Raw genomic sequence first — 19661 nt, 5'->3', positions numbered from 1 at the left:
TTTCGCTTCTGTCCGTTGTGTTTCCCTTCTGCGCATTGCCTGTTAGATTTTTCCTAACTGCCGTGCACAGGCCACATGCCGAATCCCGGGCATGATAATGGTGGGAACGCACACGCTCTGAGAAGGAAACGAACTGTCAATGCGAACTGGCGAGCTGTCCCCATCGTTCCGCGATGAAGCCCTGCACACACTTGAGAACACCACTGCCGACAATCCGCTCGACGTCTTCGTCGTGGGTGGAGGCGTCACCGGAGCGGGCTCCGCATTCGATGCGGCTACCCGCGGACTGAAGGTCGGCGTCGTCGATGCGAAGGACTGGGCCTCGGGCACATCCTCACGGTCCTCGAAACTTATGCACGGTGGTCTGCGCTACCTCGAGATGCTCGACTTCAAACTCGTGGCCGAAGCATTGAAGGAACGAGACCTCCTCCTCCAGCACACGGCCCCGCACCTGGTCGAACCCGTCGCTTTCGTCTTCCCCTTCGAACACCGTCTCATCGACCGGGCCTTCATCGGCTCCGGCGTCCTGCTCTACGACACGATGGCGACCAGGCCAGGCCGCAAACGCGCGCTGCCGATGCACCGACATCTGGGCAAGAAGGCCCTGAGCGCTCACTTCCCCGGCCTGGCCGATGAGGCTGCGGTCGGTGCCCTCGAATATTACGATGCGAAGGTCGATGACGCCCGATTCGTCATGACCCTCGTCCGCTCCGCTGTGGGCTACGGCGCTGCCGCAGCCAACCACGTGTCCGTCATCGGCTACCTTCACGACGGGGACCGAGTCTCCGGCGTCCGCGCACGCGATGAGATGACCGGTCGCGAGTTCGACATCCATTCCCGCCGCACGATCCTCGCCGGGGGTGTCTGGACCGAGGAGCAGCAGGACCTGGCCAAGGCCGATGCCGGCCTCAAAGTGCTGGCTTCCAAGGGCGTGCACATCACGGTCGATCAGGACAAGATCAAGGCCGATCCCGGCACCGGCATCATCTCGAAGACGGAGAAGTCCGTGCTCTTCGTGATCCCATGGGAAGGGTACTGGGTCATCGGCACCACCGACACCCCCTGGGACCAAGACGTCGACTCGCCGGTGGCCAACTCCGACGACATCGACTACTTGCTCAAGCACGCGAACGCGATCCTCACGGAGAAGCTGACTCGCAACGACGTCATCGGCGTCTACTCCGGACTCCGGCCGCTGCTCCAACCCGTGGTCAAGGAGGGCCAGGCCTCGACGAAGGTCTCCCGGGAGCACACGGTGATGGAGGTCGAGCCCGCGCTGGCCGCGATCGCCGGCGGCAAATTCACGACCTACCGTGTGATGGCCGAGGACGCCGTCGACTTCGTCCTCGGAGACGATGCGAAAGACCGGCGTTCACTGACCGAATCGGTTCCGCTGCTCGGCGCTCAGGGCGTCGGTGCTGTGCGACGCGGTCAGGCCGGCATCGCTGAGAAGTACGGCTGGGACGAGGAGCGGGTCAAGAGGCTCATCCGCCGCTACGGCACTCTGCTCGAGGCGATCCTCGACCTCGTCGATGAGGATCCCGACTTGGGTCGTCCGCTGCCTGGAGCCGACCGCTACCTGCGCGTCGAAGCACACTACGCGGCGTCCTCGGAAGGTGCCGTTCACCTCGGCGACATTCTCGAGCGCCGGATGCGGCTCAACTACGAGATCAAGGATCGGGGCAAGGCAGCCGCCGAGGCGGTCGCCGCTATCGTCGCCCCGATCCTCGGATGGGACGCGGAGCGAGAAGCGAACGAAATCGCGGACTTCAACAGACACGTCGAAGCACAGATCGCTGCGGAGTCCACCCACGACGATGCTGCGGCTGCGGCACTCGTCGAAGAATCCCTGAAACCTTAATACCCGCAAGCAAGACAAACAATAGGAGTTTGTGAGATATGGGTACTATTTTCCTCTATGAGATCGGCGGCACCGCCATGCTCATGCTGCTCGGCGTCGGAGTTGTCGCCAACGTGGTGTTGGGCAAGACGAAGGGCAACGGGGGAGGCTGGCTCCTCATCTCGTTCGGCTGGGGCCTCGCGGTCTTCGCCGGTGTCTTCGTCGCCTACAAGACCGGTGCGCATCTCAACCCGGCAGTGACCCTCGGCATCTGGTCCAGCGGAGCTGGAGAATACGCCGACGGCATCCCAGTGACCTTCGGAAACACCGTCGCCTACTTGGCCGCTGAGATGATCGGTGCCATGATCGGTGCCTTCCTCGCCTGGGCCGTGTACAAGAAGCACTACGACGAGGAGAAGGAAGCCGGCAACATCCTCGGCACCTTCTCCACCGGTCCGGAGATCCGCAGCTACGGCTGGAACTTCGTCACCGAGGTCATCGCCACCTTCGTCCTCGTCTTCGTGATCCTGCTCTTCGGTGGCACCCCGGACAAACTGGGACCATTGGCTGTTGCCCTCATCGTCGTCGCCATCGGCGCTTCACTGGGCGGACCCACCGGCTATGCGATCAACCCGGCCCGTGACCTCGGACCTCGTATCGTCCACGCCCTGCTGCCGATCCCGAACAAGGGCGGTTCCGACTGGGCGTACTCGTGGGTACCGATCGCCGGACCGCTGACGGGAGCGATCCTTGCCGGCCTGCTGTCCCGCGCCTTCACCTAAGGTCAGCGGCCGTATAAGGCCAGTAGAACTTCGCCAGAACAGAATCACCTGTCAACCAGCACAACCTCGACATAGGAGTCAGAATGAGTCAGGAAAAGTTCATCCTCGCCGTCGATCAGGGCACTACCTCCTCGCGGGCCATCATCTTCAACCATGACGGGCAGATCGTGTCCTCGGGCCAGCTCGAGCACGAACAGATCTTCCCCCGTGCCGGCTGGGTCGAACACGACCCGATGGAGATCATCCGCAACACGAACGAAGCCATCGGCCAGGCCCTGACCCGTGCCGACATCAACCGCCACCAGCTCGAAGGCGTCGGCATCACGAACCAGCGTGAGACCACGGTCATCTGGAACAAGAACACCGGTAAGCCCGTCTACAACGCGATCGTCTGGCAGGACACCAGAACTCAGAAGATCTGCGACGAACTCGCCGGCGACGAAGGCCCCGACAAGTACAAGGACCGCGTCGGCCTGCCCCTGGCCACCTACTTCGCTGGACCGAAGGCCAAATGGATCTTCGACAACGTCGACGGAGTCAAAGAGTCCGCCGAAGCCGGTGAACTGCTCTTCGGCACCATGGACACCTGGGTTCTCTGGAACCTCACCGGCGGCGTCAACGGCGGAGTCCACGTCACCGACGTCACGAACGCCTCGCGCACGATGCTTATGAACGTCAAGAGCCTTGACTGGAACGAGGAGATCGCCGGCGAGATGGGCATTCCCGTCTCGATGCTGCCGGAGATCAAATCCTGCTCGGAGGTGTACGGCTACGGAGCCAAGAACGGCCTCATCATCGACACTCCGGTCTGCGGCATTCTCGGTGACCAGCAGGCGGCGACCTTCGGCCAGGCTTGCTTCGAGACGGGCCAGGCCAAGAACACCTACGGCACCGGCAACTTCATGCTGATCAACACGGGCACCGAGCCTGTGGCCAGCAAGAACGGTCTGCTGACGACGGTGGCCTACAAGATCGGCGACGACGATGCGGTCTACGCACTCGAAGGCTCCATCGCCGTTACAGGTTCCCTCGTGCAGTGGCTGCGCGACAACCTCGGAATCATCTCCGATGCCCCCGAAGTGGAAACTCTGGCGAAGCAGGTCGAAGACAACGGCGGCTGCTACATCGTGCCGGCCTTCTCCGGGCTCTTCGCCCCGCACTGGGAGTCCGACGCCCGTGGCGTGATGGTGGGTCTGACCCGTTACGTCAACAAGAACCACATAGCTCGCGCGGCTCTCGAATCGGTGGCGTTCCAGTCCCGCGAGGTCCTCGACGCGATGGACCTCGACTCGGGTGTCGCACTCACCGAGCTCAAGGTCGACGGCGGCATGGTCGCCAACGAAACGCTCATGCAGTTCCAGGCGGACATCCTCGGCGTGCCCGTCATCCGTCCCGAGGTCGTCGAGACCACGGCTCTCGGTGCGGCCTATGCAGCGGGCATCGCGGTGAAGTTCTGGAACGGCGAGGAAGATGTGAAGGCCAACTGGCGTGAGGGCAAACGCTGGCAGCCGTCGATGGACGGTGACAAAGTCGATCGCGTCTACCGGCTGTGGAACAAGGCCGTCGAGAAGTCGAAGACTTGGGTAGACGAGGACGTCGAAGAACTCTACGGCTGACCTTCAGTCGAGTTCGAACCTCGCCGAGGTCGGCCTCAGCCGAGGTCGATCGTGTACATGCGCTCTGGCACCGCCGGGGACACTCCGTCGAAGACGTGGGTGATCTCCGTGCGGTGCCAGCCGTGTTTGGCATAGAACCGCATCGCCCGGTCGTTGCCTTCGGCGACCATGAGATAGGCGCGGGTGAAGCCCAGATTCCGCAGCTCGTCCTCCAAAGCGTGGAGGAGAACGGCGCCGGCACCGGTGCCGAACGCGTCTGGATGGAGGTTGATCGCAGCCAGCTGCCCCAGCCCAGAGCTGTCGGGGAGCCCGCCGAGCACCTCGGCGGTGTCCCGGGGCGGGCAGACCCCACCGAAACCTAGAATTCGGTCCTCGAGGGATGGGTCGTGGACCTCAGGTAACACGACCAATGACGACATCTGATTCGCTTCGGCGCTGAGGTTCTTCGACCACCTGTCGGTCTGTCGGTCAAGGTCGAGGGAGTCAAGAACCTCATCGGACATGATGCCGCGGTAGGTCGCCTGCCAGGCTGCGATGTGGACTGCGGCAATCTGGGCGGCATCATCGACGCGGGCCCGGCGAGCTTCGAAATCGGCCATTGATCCAGCTTAGCGCCCTCGGGGCTTATGCTTTCTGAGGGAATATGGAATCTTCGAGGACTAAACTGGGTGAGATGAGCAGGGCGAAACGGTCGAAGTCAGCACGCAAGGTGTACACCGCGAAGAATTCCGCGCGGTCCAATTCCCGACGCCACCGGGAGTACTTCGACAGCCACGAAGTCTATGATCACGAGACCCAGCACAGTTCGGAACACCGGATCCGGGTCGGACTCTCCAGCTCCTCGGTGTCGCCGATGACCGTGGCCGAGACTTTCGCTCAGGCAGCCAAGCACGGCTACGACGGTGTCGAGATCATGGTCACCCACAATGCCGAAACACGCGATATCGACCTCATCAACGGCCTCGCCGCGGAGACGGGACTCGAGGTCATGTCGCTGCACGCACCGACCCTGCTGTTCCTGCCCCGTGTCCTGCACAAAGACCACTGGGAGAAGCTGCGCATCACCGCCAACCTCGCCAAGGCCGTCGGTGCGAAGACCGTGGTCCTGCACCCGCCGTTCAGGTGGCAGGGAGAGTACGCGCTGGGCTTCGTCGACGGGGTGCGGCAGGTATCGGAGGAGACTGGGGTCGTCCTCGCGGTGGAGAACATGTACCCCTGGCGGGCAGGCGTGCGCGAGATCCTCGTCTACTATCCCGACTGGAACCCCCTCGATGAGGACTACGACGCCCTCACCTTCGATTTCTCCCACGCCTCGACAGCGGGAATGAACGCCCTTGAGACCGTTTCGGAGATCTTCGACAGACTCCGCCACGTCCACCTCACCGACGGTTCCGGATCGCTCAAGGACGAACACCTCATCCCCGGTGCGGGCACCATGCCTGTGGCCGAGACCCTGCAACATCTGGCCAAGCATGATTGGGCCGGCGACGTCGTCGTCGAAGTCAACACACGCTTCGTGACGAAGAAATCCACCCGCGAACAGATGCTCGCCGACTCCCTCGCCTTCGCCCGCACCCACCTGGGGCTGGAAGCCGAAGATGGCCATCGCAACTCCTTGAGCCACGTGCACACGAGTGAGATACGCGTCAGCGATGCACCTGCGAGCGATGACAACTCGAATTCCTGAACGCACAACGAACACCTGCACGAGCACCAACCGAACATAGAAAGGCAGGTCTGATTTGGCCTCCATCGCCTCCATCGGCACAGGAAACATGGGCACGGCACTGATCAAGGGGATCTTGAGCGCCGACGAGAAGCTCGAGGTTCGCGCGACGACCAATTCGGCCGCCTCGGCGAAGCGACTCGCTGAGGACCTCCCGAACGCCACCGTCACCTCGCTGGAAGACGATGCCGAGGCCAACAGCAAGGCCGCCGATGGTGCGGACTTCGTCTTCCTCGGCGTCAAACCGTGGATGATGGCCGAGACACTGCGGGACCTGGCCCCGAGCCTGAACTCGACCACCGTGCTCGTCTCGATGGCGGCCGGCGTCGCGATGACCGACTTGGCCACGCTGGCTCCGCAGAACCCGATCGTGCGGATCATGCCCAACACCCCCAGCTCCATCGGGCACGGCGTCATCGCACTGGCACCCTCTGCCGAGGTGGACGAGACCACAGTGGACACACTGCGGACCCTGCTCTCGGGTGCCGGTCTCGTCGTGGCCCTGGACGAATCCGAGATCCCCGCCATGACCGGAATCTCCGGCTCGGGAGTGGCCTACTTCTTCCTCCTCGCCGAGACGATGATCGCCGCCGGCGTGAAGATGGGGCTGAACGAGGAGACCGCTAAGCAGATGGTCGTGGCCACCGCGGACGGAGCCGGTCGGCTCCTGACTGAGAACCCGGACCCGAGCGCACAGCGTCAGGCAGTGAGCAGCAAGGGCGGGACCACACTGGCCGGACTGCAGGCCTTCCTCGACGCAGGACTCTTCGACACCGCCGAGGCGGCTGTGCAGGCTGCAGGCAACCGCTCGCTTGAAATGGAGAAGGAGAACTCCGAAGTCATCAACGGCTGAGGAGCATCACGGCAGGGCCCCTGCCGACCTCGCGACGGACACCGCCTCGTGCCGGGTTCCGGCCGAGAGTTTGACCATGGCCGTGTTCAGGTAGGACTTTACGGTCGACTCCCGCAGACCCAGCGCTTCGGCGATCCGGGCATTCGACCATCCCAGCGCCACATGCGAAAGGATGTCGGTCTCCCTGGGGGAGAGGCTGACGGAGGGCGCCGGGTTCGGGAACAGATCCGAATTGTGGCCGGAGAGGATATCGGCCAGTCGATTCTCCACAACGGTCAGTCGCTGCCGCATCTCATCCTCATCGACCCCTGAGCGGATCGAGCGCAGTTCCGCATAGGTGCGGCGCAGAGCCTCCCTGCTCGAGGACTCGAGGTCGGAATACAGACGTTCCGGCTCCACGGGTTCCTCGGGCGGACGGGGCTGACCGAGCCGACCCAGATCCACCGACAACTGCCTGACGCGTTTGACCAGGTCACTCGTCTGCGGGGCCGCCGCATCGTAGTTCTTGCGGTGACCGCAGTAGATCATCCCCGTGACGTCACCGCCGCGCAGGGTCGGCACAGCGATGAGAACCTGGATCCCCTCGCCGAGGACCTGTTCGTCATAGTGGTGGGTGATAAAGGGATCGAGTCCGTAGTCTTTGGTCAGCTGCGGGGTGCCTTCGGTCAGCGCCCGTCCACCGAGTCCACGTCCGGTGCTGACGATGAGCGAGGACAGACGATCTTTGGCGCCTCCGGCCACCGCTTGCACGCAGACCTCACCCTCTTCGACCATGCCGCCGAAGACGACGTCACCGGTCCCGCTCCGATGTAGGGAGTCGATGGCCTCGACATAGAGTCGACGAGATTCGGCCTTGAGAGCCCGAGATTCCTTGGCTTTGACATCCATGTGAACAAGCTACCAACTTTCGGTGGTATTCCCCAGCGCCAGCTGAGAGTTAGTTTGAGGGTGTGTGATTCAGACCACTGATGCTCGACGCACGTTTCGAATGGAGAAGCAATGACCGATCCCGTGAGTACTCGGGTCGATTTCCTCGCCGAAGAGGAGAATCCCGATTTCAAAGCACTTAAGCGTAAAAGGTTCTCAGTGGTGATACCGCTGTCGATCGGATTCATGGCGTGGTACTTCTTCTACGTCATCCTCAGCACCTACGCGCACGATTTCATGTCCACAAAGGTCATAGGTGAGATCAACCTCGGGCTGATCCTCGGACTCCTGCAGTTCGTGACGACCTTTGCGATCACGATGTTCTACGTCTCGTTCGCAAACAAGAAGCTCGATCCGCCAGCATCGGCGATCCGTGAACGACTCCAGCAGCAGTCGGAAGGAACCACCCCATGAGCGCCATCGCCATCGGAGACCTGTTCGCCTCCGGCCTCGATAAAGTGTCCCAAGGCGTAACCGAGGTCGAGAACAACCCGATCCTCAACATCACGATCTTCGCAGCCTTCGTCGCGGTGACGATGTTCATCGTTCTGCGGGCCAGCAAGAACAACAAATCCGCCTCCGACTACTATGCGGGCGGTCGATCCTTCACCGGGCCACAGAACGGATTCGCGATCTCGGGCGACTATCTGTCCGCTGCTTCGTTCCTCGGCATCTGCGGAGCCATCGCGGTCAACGGCTACGACGGCTTCCTGTACTCCATCGGCTTCCTCGTCGCCTGGCTCGTCGCCCTGCTCATCGTGGCAGAGCTGATGCGCAACACCGGTAAGTTCACGATGGCTGACGTCCTCTCGTTCCGCCTCAAACAGCGCCCCGTGCGCATGGCCGCTGCGCTCTCAACCCTGGCAGTGTGCTTCTTCTACCTCCTGGCACAGATGGCCGGAGCAGGTGGCCTCGTGTCGTTGCTGATGGGCATCGACGGCAAGGTCGGCCAATCTCTCGTCATCGCCGTCGTCGGTGCTCTCATGATCATCTACGTGCTGGTCGGAGGCATGAAGGGAACCACCTGGGTCCAGATCGTCAAGGCGATCCTGTTGATCCTCGGAGCCTTCGCCATGACCATCTGGGTGCTCGCGCTCAACGGGTTCAACCTCTCGACGCTGCTTGCTTCAGCTGTTGAGAGCTCAAGCGTGGGAGAGGAGATCCTCAGTCCCGGTCAGCAGTACGGTGAGAACCCGCTGGACTTCATTTCCCTGGCCCTGGCCCTGGTGCTCGGCACCGCTGGCCTGCCACACGTCCTGATGCGCTTCTACACGGTGCCCTCGGCGAAGGAAGCTCGTCGTTCGGTAGTCTGGGCGATCTGGCTCATCGGCGCCTTCTACCTGTTCACCCTCATCCTCGGATACGGTGCGGCAGCACTCGTCGGTTCCGACGCGATTGAGAATGCACCGGGCGGAGTGAATTCCGCGGCACCGCTGCTGGCGCTCCACCTCGGCGGGCCCATCCTCATGGGCTTCATCTCGGCAGTGGCCTTCGCCACGATCCTCGCGGTGGTCGCCGGTCTCGCAATCACTGCGGCCGCGTCCTTCGCTCACGACATCTATGCGAGCGTCATCAAGAAGGGCAAGGTCGAAGACACCGAAGCCGAGGTCAAAATCGCGCGTCGCACGGTCGTCGTCATCGGTGCCGTCGCCATCATCGGCGGCATCGGAGTGCAAGGGCAGAACATCGCCTTCCTCGTGGCGCTCGCCTTCGCCGTCGCTGCCAGTGCGAACCTCCCGACGATCATCTACTCGCTGTTCTGGAAGCGCTTCACCACTCGCGGAGCGGTGTGGTCGATCTACGGCGGTCTGGGATCGGCGCTGGTGCTGATCGCGTTCTCGCCAGTCGTATCCGGTTCCGAGACCGCAATGATCCCGGGAGCCGACTTCGTGCTCTTTCCACTGTCCAACCCTGGAATCATCTCGATTCCACTCGGTTTCATCCTCGGCTGGATCGCGTCGATCACCGACAAGACCGTTGAGAACCCCGAGCTGGCAGCAGAGATGTCAGTCCGGGCCCACACCGGCTTCGGAGCAGAGGAGGCTGTCGAACACTGAGTATGGCGGCGTAAGCACGCCGTATGAGAGATATTCTTCTGAGGGGGTGGCTTCGGCCGCCCCCTCAGTCGTTGGTGCTGGCGCCCCTGCACATGCTGTGTGGCACCACCGTGTAAGAACCACATGCGAGACGATATACACTGGGGGAGTCGCCGGCAGAAACTGGCCTCCGGCGGATCATCTGCGCTGGTGAGAGCGAGTTGCGGTGACGATATGCGGGCGTAGCTTAATGGTAGAGCCTCGGCTTCCCAAGCCGATGACGCGGGTTCGATTCCCGTCGCCCGCTCTCTGTGACGTGTCGCGGCACCGGCCCGGCGATGCGTTGCCTGCTCTCTTATGGAAACTGCGCGGCCCGGCTGGTCCATCCGCGACATCCGGCGTTCGTGTCAGTGACCGAAAGTACGCTGTCTCCCATGATGGTCAATGACGATGAGCAGTTCTTTCGCGTTGCGCGAATGCATTCAGAACTTACCGGCATCGACTCGCAGCTTGAATCGATCGAGCGCAGGCGTGCCGTCGGTGTGGCGGTGACTCGGCTGGAAATGAGCCTGCCGATAGAAGCCGAGGACCGCACCGCCCTTGAGGATGAGGCGAGCGAGCTTCGAGCACGTGCCGCCGAACTCCAGCACGAACGAACCGCAGTGCAATGGCAGATGGTTCCTGAGTTTCTCACGCTGGCCGAGCTCGAGTTCTCACGGCTCGACTCGATCATCGGTTCCGGCGGCTGGGCCGACCTGCCCGAGCGGTGCTCTGACACTCTGGAGACTGTGACCCGGTCGTTCGTGGACCGACTGACCAATGCTGTCGACCAATGGAACCACGTCGGTGAGACCCTCACACAGTTCTCGTCGGGACTGCCAGTGACTGACAGCCAGCGGTCGACTCACGACGCAGACGCGTCAGCCGATTCCATTGCCACACGTATCGGTCCCAATGAACGCGGCAACTATCAAGGAATCGAAGTCGGCGGACGATCGGTGGAATTGGTCAGCAGACGTCGGGAGGCCGAGGGGTTCCTGGCCGGACTTGAGACCAGATTCCACGCCTTGATGAGCGAGGTCCGCACCCAGCTGCAGAGACAGGACGACAGCTCAACGGAAGTCGAACTCGAGCTCTCCTCAGCGCACGAGCGCCTTTGAAAGTCCGGCATAAGCCCGCCCTACGGCCGCCCGCCCTACGGCCGCCCGGCGAAGCGGCCCAGCAGCTCTACATGGCCGGCGACGATGAGGAGGTCCTGCTTCCCCACGCGCGTTGTAGGTTCGGCGTAGGTGAAGTCGCGGCCGGGGCTCTTGATGCCCACGATGGTGACCCCGTACTTGTCACGAACACCCGACTCGCTGAGGGTGAAGCCCTGAATCTCACGCGGTGGCCGCATCTTCACGACCGCAAAGTGGCCTTCGTCGAATTCGATGTACTCCATCATCCGCGAGCTCACCAGGTGCGCCACGCGTCGGCCGGCATCCGACTCGGGGTAGAGCACATGGTGGGCGCCGATGCGGTGGAGGATCTTGCCGTGCGAAGGGGAGATGGCCTTCGCCCACACCTGCCCCACGCCCAGATCGACGAGGTTGGCCGTCGTCAGCACGCTGTCTTCGATCGAGGTGCCGATGCCGACCACGGCCGTGGAGAAGTCACCTGCGCCCACCTGCCGCAGAGCATCGATGTTCGTAGCATCGGCCTCGACGACGTGGGTGAGCTTTCCGCTCCAGTCCTTGACCAGCTCGGCACTGTGCTCGATCGCCATGACCTCACGACCCAGCTTCGCCAGGGTGGCAGCGGTCGACGACCCGAAGCGTCCGAGTCCGATGACCAGGATTGAGGTGTGTTCGTTAGCCAACGACGGGCCTTTCTTCGGGATAGCGGTACAGGCGCACCGAGTCCTGCATGGACAGGGCTGCCGCCAGTGTAATCGTACCGAGACGACCGATGAGCATGATCACGGACAGACAGTACAGACCCGCATCATTGACAGTCGCTGACACCCCGGAGCTCAATCCGACCGTGCCGAAGGCCGAGATCACCTCGAACAGCACCTTGTCCAAGGGCTGGGCGCTGATCTGGAGCATCGTCAGAGAACCGATGAAGACGATGATCGCGCCGGTGAGCAGAACCGAGATCGAAAGCTTGATCGTCGATGAGGTCAGCCGTCGTCCGAAGACGTGCACGTCCTGCAGGCCGCGGGCCTCGGCGAACGCGGCAAGCACCAGCACAGCCACGGTCGTGACCTTGATGCCGCCGGCCGTCGACGACGAGCCGCCTCCGATGAACATCATCAGGTCCATGAGTAGGTGCGAGGACTGATTCATGTCCGCGATGTCAATGGTCGAGAACCCGCCCGAACGCGGCATCACCGCCATGAACAGGATCTCGACGAACGTGTGGCCCGCGTTCTTGTCACCCAGAGTGTCCGGGTTGGCTGATTCGAAGATGAGGAGGAACAGGAGGCCGATAGCCAAGACCGCGGTTGTCGTAGTCAACGTCAGCTTCGTGTGCAGATCCCACTTCTTCGGGTGGTTCCACTGGATCGCGATCATGAGGACGACGGGGAAGCCCAGGGCGCCGACGAAGACTCCGAGCATGAGCAGCGAGAGGATCCACGGGTCGGACGCGAAATAGGCACCGCCGCCGGGGTGGATGGTGAAGCCCGCGTTGTTGAACGACGAGATCGAGTAGAACACCGAGTACCACGCCGCATCGCCGATGCTCTCCCCACGAATGAGGAACCGTGGGAACATCAGCACAGCAAGAATCGACTCGGCGGTGAAGATGGTGATGACGACGGTCTTCAGCAGTGTGCCGACCTGACCCAGATTGAGCGCCGAGGTGGCCTGCTGGGCGATGAGGCGCTGCCTGACTCCCAGCCTCCGCGAGACCGCCATGCCCAGCACCGAGGCGAGAGTGAGGATGCCCAGGCCGCCGACCTGGATGCCGGCAGTGATGACCGAAATCCCGAAGTCAGACCAGTAGTTCTCCGTCACCACCGGAGTCAGTCCGGTCACGCAGACAGAGGAGACAGCTACGAACACGGCATTGGCAATGTGCTGGGCCTGCGACACCGAACCGGGATCGCGCATGCTCGCCGGCAGCATCAGGATGATCGCGAAGAATGCCACCACAGCAATGAATGAGCCGATCGCCAGTCGTGCAGGCGAGGCGACGGCGAGGTCGTCGACGAAGTCGCGGACCCATCGACCCGGGCGCAGGAGCAGGTCGAGACGCTGCGTGGAGTTCTTGGACACAAGATCCATGGTAGATCCCGCAGCATGCGAATCTCCGTAGGTGAGCCGTGCCATATAGCATGGTCTTCATGGCCGATAGCGATGTGTATGTCGTCTGGGACGATGCGGTGACCGGATACAACTTCGGTCCCAGCCATCCCATGCACCCCCTCAGACTTGATCTGACTGCGAAACTGGCCATGGACTTCGGCCTCTTCGACGCCGAGAACGTCCACGTCCACGGCGTGGGCGAGGTCGAAGAGGACACGTTGGCGAACCTCCACGACGCGGACTTCATCGCGGCGGTGAAGAAGATCGGCGACGGAACCGGTCTGAGCGACGAGGAAGCCGAGAAGTTCGGCATCGGCACCGAAGACGTTCCCGGATTCGAAAACATGCATGCCGCCTCGGCGATGCTGTTCCAGGGTTCGGTCGACTCGGCGCGGGCGATCATCTCCGGCGATTACCGCCACGCCGTGAACTTCACCGGCGGGATGCACCATGCGATGCCCGATCACGCGAGCGGATTCTGCGTGTACAACGACATCGCCGGAGCCATCACAGAATTCCTCAATGCAGGATACGAACGCATCGCTTACATCGACCTCGACGCCCACCACGGCGACGGTGTGGAGAAATTCTTCTGGGACGATCCGCGCGTGCTCACGATCTCGATGCACGAATCGGGGAAGTTCCTGTTTCCCGGCTCCGGCTATCCCGCCGACATCGGCGGACTGCGCGCGGCCGCCTCGGCGGCGAACATCGCGCTGCCGCCGCGCACACTCGACGCGGACTGGCTGCGTGCCTTCGACGCCGTGATCCCCGCGATCATCGGCGGATTCGAACCGCAGATCATCGTCTCCCAGCACGGCTGCGACGGACACCGCAGCGACCCGCTGACGCACATGCGTCTGAGTGTCGACGCGATGAGGGTGGCCACCGAATGGGTGCGGGACCTCGCCGCCGAACACACGGACGGAAAATGGCTGGCGACCGGGGGAGGGGGCTACGCGATCATCGACGTGGTGCCTCGCGTCTGGACCAACGTGCTTGCGATCTCCGCAGGACTCGACATCGATCCCGGCGCCCGCAGTCCCGGCCGTTGGGCCCACTATGCGCAGACGAAGACCGGGCGGGAAGCGCCACTGTCGATGACCGATGGCTTCGACGGCTCATTCACCCGCTGGACGAACGGTTTCGACCCCGAATCCGAACTCGACCGTGCCGTGATGGGCACTCGAAAGAGCCTGTTCCCATTCTTCGGGCTCGACGCCTACTTCGACTGAAGCCCGCGTCCTCGGGGATCATGGAAGCGACGCTGTGGATCTGGACACAGTTTTGGGAAAGCAGAGGCCCAAGCGATAGAATTGCACGGTTAGTTCAAAGGGTGGGCACCAGATGTTCACCTCCACCGACGATTACAAGGGGTACCCGCGTGGGCTCAGTCATCAAGAAGCGCCGCAAGCGTATGTCAAAGAAGAAGCACCGTAAGCAGCTTCGTAAGACACGCCACCAGCGTCGCAACAAGAAGTAAGACCGGCAGCGGTCCTACGCCCCCGCTCGAATTCGAATTCGGCGGGGTTTGTTGTCGCCCGATGAGGAGTGTGCAGTGGTCACATTGACCTTCCTGACACGCGCCGACTGCCACCTGTGCGAAACCGCCAGGGATGCCATCGCCGAGGCTGTGGCCGGCAGGGACGTAAGCGTGAGTGAAATCGACATCGACACCGATGACGATCTTGCCGGACAGTACGGCTGGGATGTCCCGGTCGTGTTGCTCAACGGTCGGCAGCACAGTTTCCATCGGGTCGATTCGGACCGGCTGTCCAAGGCCCTTGAGGCTTTGGGCGCATGAGATCGATTGAAGGAGTGACGCGTTTTCGTGGGCGAGATTCTGTCCGCCAACAGCATTGAGGGTGTCGTCCGCAAGGACGTCCCCGAACGCGTCATCTCCCGACTCCCGATCTATCTGCAGACGGTTGAGACGATCGCCGCAACGGGCCAGTCAACGATCTCTTCGGAGGCGTTGGCGGCCCGCAGTGGTGTGTCGTCATCGATTCTGCGCAAGGACCTGTCCCAGCTGGGACGCTCTGGTCGGCGCGGAGTCGGATACTCCTGCGAGGACCTCGCCTCGACTCTGCGCACCTTCCTCGGTCTCGACCGGGCGCGCACCGTTGCAATCATCGGCGCCGGTCGGCTGGGCTCAGCTCTGGCCGATTACGCAGGATTCAAACGCCGCGGACTCTCACTCACCGCAATCTTCGACACCGATGAGGCCAAGATCGGAACCGTGATCGGCACTCTTCCGGTCTCCGACCTCACCGAACTTGCCACCTGGCCCGAGGGCATCGACCTCGTGGTCATGGCAGTACCAGCATCCGCGGCACCAGCTGCGGCACGCATCGCCGCTGAGGCAGGCGTGCGCGGCATCCTGAACTTCGCACCCACCGTGCTCGACGCCCCGGATTCTATTCGTGTGCATCAAGTCGATCTGGCCAGTGAGCTGCAAGTACTCGCATACTATTCGGCGCTTGATTCGGCACCGCTCAACCCAGGTTTTGAGGAGCACAGGAATTGACTCTCTTGGTTCTCGGCATTTCCCATCAGTCGGCACCGATCGACATGTTGGACGCTCTCGCATTCGGCGCCGGTGAGGTCGGAGCATTACGCACCGACGCATTGGCCGGAGACAATGTGGAGGGACTCGCGGTTCTCTCGACGTGCAACCGCCTTGAGCTCATCGCCGACGTCACCGCCTTCCACGGAGGCCTCGCCGACTTGGGCAATGCCCTCGTGTCCTCCATCGACAAGGAATGGCAGGACATCGCTGGGCACTTCTACGCCCACTACGACACCCAGGCAATGGAGCATCTGCTCAAGGTCTCCTGCGGTCTCGACTCAATGGCGATCGGCGAAGCCCAGATCTTGGGTCAGCTGCGCTCGACATTCACCGAGTCGCTTTCGGCCGGGGCACTGACCTCCGACCTCTCCCATGCCCTGCAACAGGCCCTGCGAGTGGGCAAAAGGGCCCACTCGGAGACCGGCCTCGACGAAGTTGCACGCTCTCTTTTCAGCGCCGCACTCGAAGGCGCCCAGGCGCACATCGGATCCCTGCGCGCAGCGAACGCGTTGGTCATCGGCGCCGGTGCCATGTCCGGACTGGTCGTGTCGGGCCTGCACAAGGAGGGCGTAGCTCAGACCACGGTGCTCAACAGGACGGTGGACAAGGCAGAGCGCCTCGTCGCCGAGGTGGGCGGACGCGCCCGCGAACTGACCTCCCGGATCCTGGCCGAGGAGATCGCCGACGCCGATCTCATCGTCTCCTGCACCGGTGCCCGCGAAGTCGTCGTCACCCGCGAAGACATCCAGGCCGGTCTGTCGCAGAACCCCAAGGGTGCGGCGAACAAGGCATTCGTCGACCTCGCCCTGCCGCACGATATCGATCCGTCGGTGCGCGAGTTCGAGCACGTGGCACTGTTCGGTCTCGGCGAGATCCGGACCATGCTCACCAGTTCCGCGAACCAGCGGGACACCGCGGTCGTCGAAACTGTCGAAGCGGTGCGCGCGATCATCGCGGAGGAGCTGACCAAACTCGAGTCCGGTGCCAAGGAACGATCGGTCGCCCCCACCGTCACGGCACTGCGCACCCACGCCAAGGACGTGCTCGCCGCTGAGACGAAGCGTCTGGAGAAGAAGATCGGTGCCGAGGTTGACGACAAGGCCTTCGCCGAGATCCGCAAGTCCCTGCACCGAGTGGCAGAGAAGCTCATCCACACGCCGACGGTCAAGGTCAAGGAACTGGCCGTCACCAACTCGGACATCGACTACGCGCAGGCGCTCATGCAGCTCTTCGACTTGCCGACGAACAAGGTCGCCCACTCGATCACGAAGCCGGAGACCAAGGTGGCCACGGCCTCCAGCGCGAATCACGTCGAAGCCGACGGTGTGCGGCCGGTGGCCGACCATACCCTCGACATCGTCGAACCCGAGCACTACTCCGGTCGCACGATCCGCCTGGGCACGCGCCGCTCGAAGCTGGCACGTTCCCAGTCCACAGCGATCGCCCACCAGCTCGCGGCATTGACCGGCTGGCGCATCGAGATCGTCGAGGTCGTGACCGAAGGCGATGTCAACATGTCGCCGCTGACCGGCTTCGGCGGCACAGGCGTCTTCGTCTCCGCCGTCCGTCAGGCCCTGCACCAGGGCAAGATCGATATTGCCGTGCACTCGCTCAAGGACCTGCCCACCACTCCGGAGGCGGGTATCCAAATGGCCGCCATCCCACCGCGGGTCGATCCTGCCGATGTCCTCATCGGCCGTGACGGTCTGAGCTTCGCGCAGCTGCCGGGCGGCAGCGTCGTGGGTACCGGATCGCCACGTCGAGCCGTGCAGCTGCGTGCAGCAAGACCCGATATCGAGGTCCGCGGAGTGCGCGGAAACGTCGACACCCGCATCGCACATGTTCGGGACGGACGACTCGACGCCGTCGTTCTGGCCGCAGCCGGAGTCCGTCGCATCGGCCGCTTGGCCGAGGCCACCGATTCCCTCGACTTCACCACGATGCTCCCTGCCCCGGGGCAGGGAGCCTTGGCTATTGAGACAAGGGGCGCCGACAGCCCTTATGCCCTCGACAACGAGGTCATGGCTGCCGACGCCGAGGTCCGCGATCAGCTCAAGCAGCTCCACGATGAGACCACCGACCTGGCCGTGACCTGCGAGAGGGCGATCCTGTCCCGCGCAGAGGCAGGCTGCTCGGCCCCCATCGGTGCGCTGGCCACGATCGAGGGCTCGGAATTCGTCGTCGAAGCCGTCATGGCCGATGATGACGGGAACCTCGCCCGCACCAGGCAGAGCGCCCCACTGCCCGTGACTCCAGATGTGGATCTGGGCTCGAGCAGTGCCAACCAACTGTCGATCACCGGCAAGGAGCTGGCTCGGCTGGCCGACGAACTCGGCACCGCAGCGGCAGAGAACCTGCTGGGGCAGCTCGGCATCGATCCCGCGCAGTCCGCGGATCACCTCACCCCTGTCAAAGTCCAGGAGCAGGTATGACAACAGGCCAGGTCCAGCCCCGACGTCTTCTGCCCGCCTCACCTCGCGTCGTCTTCATCGGCAGCGGTCCCGGTGAGTCGGGTCTGATGACGATCCGGGGCGCCGACATCCTCGCGAACGCCGAGATCGTCGTCTACGACACCCACGTCCATTCGGAGATCGTCACCGCCTACGTGCCTCAGGCCACGGAGATCATCGAAGCCGCTCAGCTCGGTGCGACCGCCTCCACGCGGGGGCGCAAGCTCGCCGAACTGGCACGCCCAGACAAGACCGTCGTGCGGTTGAGCTCCGATGACGGAATCATCTTCACCCCGACCACGGCCGAAGCCGCCGTGTGCCGCAAGGCCGACGTCGAGGTTGAGATCGTCCCCGGCGTCGGACTCTCTGCAGCCACCTCGGCGTTCACAGGCACCGCGCTGACGACGAACCGTGTGCGCTCTGTCCGGTTCATCGAGGCCGGCCCGCAGACACATGTCGACGTGTCCCGGCACCGCAACACCACCCATGTGCTCACAGGCACCACGTCCGACCACGAACAGGCGATCCGCTCCCTGCTCGACGACGGTTGGGACGAGGGCACGAAGGTGCTCCTGGGATGGGGCATCTCCACGACCGATCAGACGAGCGTGGAGACCACGTTGGGGCAGGCCCTGACAATGGCACAGACCGGCGGAGATCGTATGGTGGTCATCATGGGACAGGGTGTGGAATCACGAGGCGAACTCAGCTGGTTCGAGACCAAACCGCTCTTCGGCTGGCAGGTCCTCATCCCGCGGACGAAGGAACAGGGCACTTCCACCGCCGAGGCGCTGGGTGAGCTGGGTGCTGTGGGCACAGTTGTCCCCACCATCGCCGTCCAACCCCCGCGCACTCCGACTCAGATGGAGAAGGCGATCCGTGGCCTCGTCGACGGATCCTACGAATGGGTCGGCTTCACCTCCGTCAACGCTGTCCGCGCAGTGCGCATGTGGTTCGAGGACTTCGGCCTCGATTCCCGTTCGCTCTCCGGCGTCAAGGTTGCCGCCGTCGGCGGCCGCACCGCTGCCGCACTCATCGACTGGGGCATCACCCCCGACCTCGTTCCCGACGGCGAACACTCGGCACGCGGCCTGGCCGCAGCCTGGCCGGACTACGTCGACGACATCGACCCCATGAACACAGTCCTGCTGCCGCGCGCCGACATCGCCACCGAGGTGCTCGTCGCCGGACTGCTGGAGAAGGGCTGGGACCCGGACGACGTCACGGCCTACCGGACTGTGCGGGCTTCACCGCCTCCCGCTCCCATCAGGGAAGCCATCAAGGCTGGAGACTTCGACGCATTCCTCTTCACCTCTTCATCCACGGTGCGCAACCTCGTCGGGATCGCCGGAAAGCCTGCAGCCACCTCGGTGATCTGCTGCATCGGACCGGCCACGGCGAACACCGCGGCCGAGCACGGACTGCGTGTCGACGTCCTTGCCGAGGAAGCCAACCTCACCTCACTCATCGACGGATTGGTCGAATTCGCGATGTCCTCACGCGAGGACGACTTGGCGGCGGGAACCACCCCGACGCGCCCCAGCCAGAAGCGTCGCAGAAAGAAGGCCTGAC

The 19661-nt window shown here is 63.2% G+C and carries 18 protein-coding genes and 1 tRNA gene; 15 read left to right on the top strand and 4 right to left on the bottom strand.

Annotated features, from left to right (window positions below; genetic code table 11):
- Window positions 1–139 precede the first annotated feature (139 nt).
- The 3 genes from INT40_RS05955 to glpK all read left to right on the top strand — a co-directional run bounded on the left by INT40_RS05955 (window position 140) and on the right by glpK (window position 4238).
- On the top strand, window positions 140–1861 hold the full coding sequence (locus INT40_RS05955; protein ID WP_193072210.1) for a glycerol-3-phosphate dehydrogenase/oxidase: 1722 nt from the start codon (window positions 140–142) through the stop codon (window positions 1859–1861).
- Window positions 1862–1899: 38 nt separating this feature from the next.
- Entirely contained in the window at window positions 1900–2622 is a 723-nt protein-coding gene (locus INT40_RS05950) for an MIP/aquaporin family protein (protein WP_101570539.1), read from the top strand.
- 83 nt (window positions 2623–2705) lie between these two features.
- A complete protein-coding gene (glpK, locus tag INT40_RS05945; protein ID WP_101570537.1) occupies window positions 2706–4238 on the top strand; it encodes a glycerol kinase GlpK in 1533 nt (510 codons plus the stop codon).
- A gap of 35 nt (window positions 4239–4273) precedes the next feature.
- Here glpK and INT40_RS05940 read toward each other — a convergent pair whose 3' ends face one another.
- Window positions 4274–4837 carry a GNAT family N-acetyltransferase gene (locus tag INT40_RS05940; RefSeq protein ID WP_193072206.1) on the bottom strand — a complete coding sequence of 188 codons (564 nt, stop codon included), beginning with the start codon at window positions 4835–4837 and terminating at the stop codon, window positions 4274–4276.
- Between the two features lie 74 nt (window positions 4838–4911).
- Between INT40_RS05940 and INT40_RS05935 the strand changes: the two genes are divergently transcribed.
- The gene (locus tag INT40_RS05935; protein WP_193072204.1) at window positions 4912–5925 is read left to right on the top strand and encodes a sugar phosphate isomerase/epimerase family protein; all 1014 of its coding nucleotides are present in this window, start codon (window positions 4912–4914) and stop codon (window positions 5923–5925) included.
- Window positions 5926–5980: 55 nt separating this feature from the next.
- A complete protein-coding gene (gene proC, locus INT40_RS05930) occupies window positions 5981–6817 on the top strand; it encodes a pyrroline-5-carboxylate reductase (protein WP_193072202.1) in 837 nt (278 codons plus the stop codon).
- A 6-nt stretch (window positions 6818–6823) separates the two neighbouring features.
- Here proC and INT40_RS05925 read toward each other — a convergent pair whose 3' ends face one another.
- Window positions 6824–7705: a helix-turn-helix transcriptional regulator gene (locus INT40_RS05925; RefSeq protein ID WP_193072200.1), complete on the bottom strand. Its 882-nt coding sequence runs from the start codon at window positions 7703–7705 to the stop codon at window positions 6824–6826.
- A gap of 111 nt (window positions 7706–7816) precedes the next feature.
- Here INT40_RS05925 and INT40_RS05920 point away from each other — a divergent pair, with 111 nt between their 5' ends.
- From INT40_RS05920 to INT40_RS05905, 4 genes are all read left to right on the top strand, one after another.
- Window positions 7817–8158, top strand: a complete 342-nt coding sequence (locus INT40_RS05920) for a DUF485 domain-containing protein (RefSeq protein WP_101570527.1) — start codon at window positions 7817–7819, stop codon at window positions 8156–8158.
- Window positions 8155–9801, top strand: a complete 1647-nt coding sequence (locus tag INT40_RS05915) for a cation acetate symporter (RefSeq protein WP_180958929.1) — start codon at window positions 8155–8157, stop codon at window positions 9799–9801. Before INT40_RS05920 ends, INT40_RS05915 begins: the two co-directional genes overlap by 4 nt.
- A 215-nt stretch (window positions 9802–10016) precedes the next feature.
- A tRNA-Gly gene (locus INT40_RS05910) sits at window positions 10017–10087 on the top strand.
- Window positions 10088–10214: 127 nt separating this feature from the next.
- Complete coding sequence (locus tag INT40_RS05905; RefSeq protein ID WP_193095724.1) at window positions 10215–10940, top strand: hypothetical protein; 726 nt, start codon at window positions 10215–10217, stop codon at window positions 10938–10940.
- A gap of 35 nt (window positions 10941–10975) precedes the next feature.
- Here the strand turns inward: INT40_RS05905 and INT40_RS05900 are convergent, their stop codons facing one another.
- Window positions 10976–11638 carry a potassium channel family protein gene (locus tag INT40_RS05900; protein WP_193072196.1) on the bottom strand — a complete coding sequence of 221 codons (663 nt, stop codon included), beginning with the start codon at window positions 11636–11638 and terminating at the stop codon, window positions 10976–10978.
- A complete protein-coding gene (locus INT40_RS05895; RefSeq protein ID WP_226830866.1) occupies window positions 11631–13049 on the bottom strand; it encodes a TrkH family potassium uptake protein in 1419 nt (472 codons plus the stop codon). The genes INT40_RS05900 and INT40_RS05895 overlap by 8 nt, the downstream gene beginning before the upstream one ends.
- 50 nt (window positions 13050–13099) lie before the next feature.
- Here INT40_RS05895 and INT40_RS05890 point away from each other — a divergent pair, with 50 nt between their 5' ends.
- The 6 genes from INT40_RS05890 (at window position 13100) to INT40_RS05865 (ending at window position 19660) form a co-directional block, all read left to right on the top strand.
- Entirely contained in the window at window positions 13100–14305 is a 1206-nt protein-coding gene (locus tag INT40_RS05890; RefSeq protein WP_101570517.1) for an acetoin utilization protein AcuC, read from the top strand.
- Window positions 14306–14454: 149 nt separating this feature from the next.
- On the top strand, window positions 14455–14553 hold the full coding sequence (locus tag INT40_RS05885) for a 30S ribosomal protein bS22 (protein WP_009882927.1): 99 nt from the start codon (window positions 14455–14457) through the stop codon (window positions 14551–14553).
- Window positions 14554–14628: 75 nt separating this feature from the next.
- Window positions 14629–14874 carry a glutaredoxin family protein gene (locus tag INT40_RS05880; protein ID WP_101570515.1) on the top strand — a complete coding sequence of 82 codons (246 nt, stop codon included), beginning with the start codon at window positions 14629–14631 and terminating at the stop codon, window positions 14872–14874.
- Window positions 14875–14901: 27 nt separating this feature from the next.
- A complete protein-coding gene (locus tag INT40_RS05875; RefSeq protein ID WP_101570513.1) occupies window positions 14902–15597 on the top strand; it encodes a redox-sensing transcriptional repressor Rex in 696 nt (231 codons plus the stop codon).
- Window positions 15594–18071: a glutamyl-tRNA reductase gene (gene hemA / locus INT40_RS05870; RefSeq protein ID WP_193095723.1), complete on the top strand. Its 2478-nt coding sequence runs from the start codon at window positions 15594–15596 to the stop codon at window positions 18069–18071. Before INT40_RS05875 ends, hemA begins: the two co-directional genes overlap by 4 nt.
- Entirely contained in the window at window positions 18068–19660 is a 1593-nt protein-coding gene (locus INT40_RS05865) for a uroporphyrinogen-III synthase (protein WP_193072190.1), read from the top strand. The genes hemA and INT40_RS05865 overlap by 4 nt, the downstream gene beginning before the upstream one ends.
- Window position 19661 lies beyond the last annotated feature (1 nt).

It is taken from the genome of Brevibacterium sp. FME17 (assembly GCF_014897515.1).
GTDB lineage: Bacteria > Actinomycetota > Actinomycetes > Actinomycetales > Brevibacteriaceae > Brevibacterium.
The sequence above is the reverse complement of the archived record's forward strand: the minus strand, read 5'-3'. Positions and strand labels throughout refer to the sequence as shown.

Coding starts and splice junctions, on each gene's coding strand:
- INT40_RS05905 (WP_193095724.1), top strand. CDS start 10,215: ATGATGGTCAATGACGATGAGCAGTTCTTTCGCGTTGCGCGAATGCAT.
- INT40_RS05950 (WP_101570539.1), top strand. CDS start 1,900: ATGGGTACTATTTTCCTCTATGAGATCGGCGGCACCGCCATGCTCATG.
- INT40_RS05890 (WP_101570517.1), top strand. CDS start 13,100: ATGGTCTTCATGGCCGATAGCGATGTGTATGTCGTCTGGGACGATGCG.
- INT40_RS05940 (WP_193072206.1), bottom strand. CDS start 4,837: ATGGCCGATTTCGAAGCTCGCCGGGCCCGCGTCGATGATGCCGCCCAG.
- INT40_RS05895 (WP_226830866.1), bottom strand. CDS start 13,049: ATGGATCTTGTGTCCAAGAACTCCACGCAGCGTCTCGACCTGCTCCTG.
- INT40_RS05920 (WP_101570527.1), top strand. CDS start 7,817: ATGACCGATCCCGTGAGTACTCGGGTCGATTTCCTCGCCGAAGAGGAG.
- glpK (WP_101570537.1), top strand. CDS start 2,706: ATGAGTCAGGAAAAGTTCATCCTCGCCGTCGATCAGGGCACTACCTCC.
- INT40_RS05915 (WP_180958929.1), top strand. CDS start 8,155: ATGAGCGCCATCGCCATCGGAGACCTGTTCGCCTCCGGCCTCGATAAA.
- INT40_RS05935 (WP_193072204.1), top strand. CDS start 4,912: ATGAGCAGGGCGAAACGGTCGAAGTCAGCACGCAAGGTGTACACCGCG.
- INT40_RS05955 (WP_193072210.1), top strand. CDS start 140: ATGCGAACTGGCGAGCTGTCCCCATCGTTCCGCGATGAAGCCCTGCAC.
- INT40_RS05865 (WP_193072190.1), top strand. CDS start 18,068: ATGACAACAGGCCAGGTCCAGCCCCGACGTCTTCTGCCCGCCTCACCT.
- INT40_RS05925 (WP_193072200.1), bottom strand. CDS start 7,705: ATGGATGTCAAAGCCAAGGAATCTCGGGCTCTCAAGGCCGAATCTCGT.